This is a genomic window from bacterium, from assembly GCA_040755795.1.
Lineage (GTDB): Bacteria > UBA9089 > CG2-30-40-21 > CG2-30-40-21 > SBAY01 > JBFLXS01.
Genome location: JBFLXS010000315.1, coordinates 1 through 4,913 on the forward strand (window position 1 = coordinate 1; position 4,913 = coordinate 4,913).

At 32.9% G+C, this 4,913-nt stretch carries 2 protein-coding genes; both read left to right on the plus strand.

All coding sequences use genetic code 11. The features are described 5' to 3' along the window. Nucleotides 1-20 precede the first annotated feature (20 nt). On the plus strand, nt 21-2,450 hold the full coding sequence (locus tag AB1414_15595; GenBank protein ID MEW6608843.1) for a DUF2723 domain-containing protein: 2,430 nt from the start codon (nt 21-23) through the stop codon (nt 2,448-2,450). Further along, the coding region (locus AB1414_15600; protein ID MEW6608844.1) for a right-handed parallel beta-helix repeat-containing protein at nt 2,447-4,913 on the plus strand (2,467 nt) is incomplete at its 3' end. The genes AB1414_15595 and AB1414_15600, both read left to right, overlap by 4 nt.

Sequence of the window (4,913 nt, forward strand, 5' to 3'; positions counted from 1 at the left end):
ATGAGTAATGAGGTGGAGATATGGAGAAGAAAGTTAGAGGACATAAGGAAAAGGCAAAAGGCAAAAAAAAGCGAGAGAGGAAAATTTCCTTTAAGATTCCAAAGTTTCTTAGGCTAAAGGATGAGCCAATTATTCCCAGAGCATTTAGTCCGATAGATTATGCAGGTGGGATAGTGGTATTTTTCATCTGCTGGGTAGTTTATTTACATACCCTTACTCCTACAATTGGTTTTCATGACTCAGGGGATATGATCACAGCGGCTTATGTGCTTGGTATCCCCCATCCAACAGGTTATCCACTTTACTGTTTGTTTGGTAAACTATGGATGACTATTCTGCCGCTGGGGAACATTGCCTATCGGATGAATTTAGCTTCTGCTTTATGTGCATCATTAGCGTGTATGATGGTGTACTTTATTACTTTGAAAGTAGGAAGTAAGAATATGAGCACGGAGCAAAGAGCAAAGAGCATGGAGCAAAAAACTCCAAGCTCCAAGCTCCAAGCTCAATGCTTACTTTTATCTCGCATCTCGTCCCTCATCCCTGCGATAGTAGGAGCACTCATGCTTGCTTTTGCTACTACCTTCTGGGAGCAAGCAGTAATTGCTGAGAAGTACACATTGAATGCTTTGTTTGCAACCCTACTAATCTTCATCCTGCTAAAGTGGCAAGAAGCGATGAGCACAGAGCACGAAGCAAAGAGCCTGGAGCAAAAAGCTCAAAGCTCAAGGCTCAAAGCTCAAAGCTATCTCTATCTCTTCGCTTTCACACTCGGCTTATCCTTCACCCATCACATGCAGACAATCTATTTAGTCCCAGCAAGTATATTCTTTATTATAGCAGCATGGTGGAAATATAGAAAATCACTTACCACTTACCACTTATCACTAACCACTATAAAATTGCTTTGCTTATTCATTCTTCCATTATTTTTATACCTATATCTGCTAATTCGAGCAAACCAAAATCCACCTATTAATTGGAGTGATCCTGAGACATGGAATAGATTCATTTTTCATATTACAGGTTCGGGATATGGAGTACTTTTTACTAACAATTTAAAAACAATCTTTAAAAATATCCAGTTACACATTACTTCTTTTTTCCCAGATCAATTCTCATGGTATTTTATTTGGATAGGATTGGTGGGGAGTTTCATATTGGTTAAAAAAAGACAAATTTCAAATTTTATTTTTTTATTTTTAATAATATTAACTAATACTATTTATGCATCTCAATATCTTATTTTAAATATTGAAGATTATTATATTCCATCATTTATTATTTTTAGCATTTGGACCGGTTATGGGATTAAAGGATTATTCAGCAAAAAGAAGATATTCTATTCATTTTTTATTCTTATTCCCATTATTTTATTTTTAATACATTATCATTATAATAATCGGAAGACTTACTATTTTCCATATGATTTTGGAATGAATATCTTAAATCCTTTAAAAGAAAATGCAATTATTTTTACTGAAGATGATAATTATGAATTTCCTATGGTGTATCTTCAATATATTGAAAAAAGAAAAGTAGATATAATTCGAGTTGGTATTCCCTACCTATTATATGATTGGTATGTAGAAGGAGATATATGGTATGAGAAACAGTTAAAGGAATATTATCCAGATTTTAAATTCAATTTTGAAAAAGAACTAATTCCAAAAACTAAAAAGAGTGAAATAACAGTAAAATATAAGAGGATAAACAATATTATTTCTAATAATATCGAGAGGAGATCAACCTATCTTACAAGGTATGAGGAGAATATAGCAAATAATTACATTTTAATTCCTCAAGGACTTTCTTATCAAATCCTAAAAAAAGGAGTTGATAAAGAAAAGATATCTCAAGAACTTGAGAAAGAGAAAAAACTTACTTTTCGCAAGTTTGATATTTCAATCTTTAAAGAGAGAAATGAACTTCAGCGAACAATAAATACCTATGATTATTATGTAGATATTTATAATATTCGTGGAAAACTTTACTATAAGATAAAGATGTATGAAAAAGCAATAGTTGAGTTTAAAAAAGCATTAAGAATAAAACCCAAATTTAAAGAAGGATTAGGTAATGTAGCTAAAAGTTATTATAAGATTGGGTTAAATTGTTATAAAAAAGGGATGTATAACGAAGCAATTAATGCATACAAAGAATCTATTAAAATAAATCCTAATGATATAGATACATATTATAATCTTGCTATTTTATATACAAAGATGAATAATTATAAAGAAGCAATTAAGGTATATAAGGAAATAATTAAAAAGGAGCCCACAGATATTGAGGTTTTATGGAATTTAGCAACTATTTATTATACTAAAGGATTATTTGAAAAGGCATTTCTTCAATGTAGAGAAATTTTAAGACTTGATCCAGATAATACTTATGCTAAACAGATGCAAAAGGCAATTTCACTACAAAAGGAGGCAAAAGTGAAATGAAGAAAAAAATTATGGTGGGTGTGTTAATAATAATTGGGTTAATATGGAATGTAAAATTTGGGGAAGCAACAATAACTGTAAGTGGAACCCAAAGTGGAACATGGTTGTTAACCAATAGTCCATACATTGTTACTGGAACTGTTACTGTAGAATCGGGGACTACTTTGATTATTGAATCAGGAGTGATTGTTAAATTTGCCACTAATACATCCTTGATTAACTATGGTACATTATTAGCTATTGGTACTCCAGATGGAACTATTACTTTTACCTCTAATAAATCTATACTTTCACCAGGTGATTGGAATAGTATTAAGTTTAGTGGTGCAAGCGCAAAAGGGACAATTAGTTATTGTAAGATAAGATATGCTAAACAATCAGTGTATATAGAGAATGCAACAGGGATAGTAATTACACATAATTATATTCATGATAATAAGGGTGATGATGGTCTTTCTGGTAATTCAGGTCAACCAGGTGAAGTAGGTGCAGGAATATATCTTTACGCATCTACAAATAACATTATTACTCAAAATATTATTTGGAATAACCAAGGGGGTGTAGGAGGATTTGCTGGTAACTATGGGTTAGGAGGTACTGGAGGTATAGGAGTTGGGATATTTCTTTTTTCATCAAGTAATAATGATATTGCAACTAATACTATTTATAGTAATCAAGGTGCCTCAGGGGGAAACGTAAGTCACCAAGGTTCAGGAGGAGAAGGAGGAAATGGGGTAGGAGTTTATCTTTCTTCATCAGGCACTAATACTATTAGGAGTAACGTTATTTATAATAATCAAGGTGGAGAAGGAGGTTCTTCAGATAGTGTTAGTTCAGGAGGCAAAGGTGGTATGGGAATAGGAATATATTTAGAATCCTCAATTAATAACATTATAACTCTCAATACTATTTCTATTAATCAAGGTGGAGAAGGAGGACAGGGAGGATCAAATGGAGCTTCTGGCAATGCATATGGAATCTATATAGATTCAAATAGCCTTAACAATACTATTGATCCATCAAATACTTATAATAACGAGCCAATTCATTATTATTATGGAATGAGTGGAGTAAGTATTAGAAATGAAACTTTAATTGGTTCTTCCACAACAAACATTGGGAAGATTGTCTTAATTAATTGTACAGATTTTATCATCCAAAATAATATTATCTCAAACAGTAAAGGTGAAAATGGTGCTAGTGAGCTTGAGTATACACCAGGTGAATCAGGTAAAATTGGTGTAGGCATCTATATTTTATCATCTTCTAATAACACTATTAAAAGTAATATTATTCGTAACATTCAAGGTGGACAAGGAGGTGGTGGAGGTTTCAATAGTTCAGGAGGTGAAGGTGGAATTGGAGCAGGAATTTATCTTTCTTCGTATTCTAAGAATAACACTGTTGAAAATAATACCATTTATAATATTCAGGGAGGTCGAGGAGGAGGAGGAACTTCCTATGGTTCAGGAGGCAAAGGGGGAATAGGTGTAGGAATTTATCTATGTCTACATAGTAATACAAACATCATTAGAGGAAATATTCTGTTAGATAATATTGGAGGTAAAGGAGGTAGGGTATATGAGATGGGTTCAGGAGGTGAAGGTGGAATTGGAACAGGAATTTATCTTTTCTCATCTGCGAGTAATAATATAGGTAGCAACACCATATATAATAATCAAGGAGGTCAAGGTGGTAGTGGAGGTTATGGAATTTTAGAAGGTAGAGGTGGAATGGGAATAGGAATTTATTTAGTATCCAATAATAACAACATTACTAATAGCAATACTATTAGAGATAACCAAGGTGGTCCTGGTAATCCAAATGGTGATGGAATAGGCATTTATTGTAAATCCTCGGTAATTTCTAATCTTATTTATAATAACATCTACAATAATCAAACTTACAATATTCAGACTGATGGTACTCAAACTGCAAAGTATAACTGGTGGGGTGGTGATCCACCTGCTACTTATACTTTCTCAGGTAATATTGACTATGAACCTTGGCTAAAAGGGACATACACAGGAGCAAAGATTACTTTAGTTTCTCCTTCCTCTGGTACGATTGGAGTTATTGTAACTATTGAAGGCATGGGTTATGATCCAACCGAGACCATAAGAATTAATTTTGGTACGACTATGAGTATTACTACAACCACAACTAATGTATATGGAATATTCTCTACAATTTTTACTGTAAATATTCAGCGTTATGGAACTGTTTCTATTACTGCTACAGGTCTTAAATCATTAATATCTAAAGAAGATTTGTTTAATCTAATAAGTGCTACACGATTAGAGATTGAGCCTGAGAGTAAAATCGTTACTAAATGGGATGAATTTGGTTTAGATATCTGGTTAAAAGATGTAGTGAATTTAGCTGGACTTGATGTATTCCTTGACTTTGACCATAATCGTTTAGAGGTATTAGATGATAATCCAGCAGAAGAGGGCATACAAA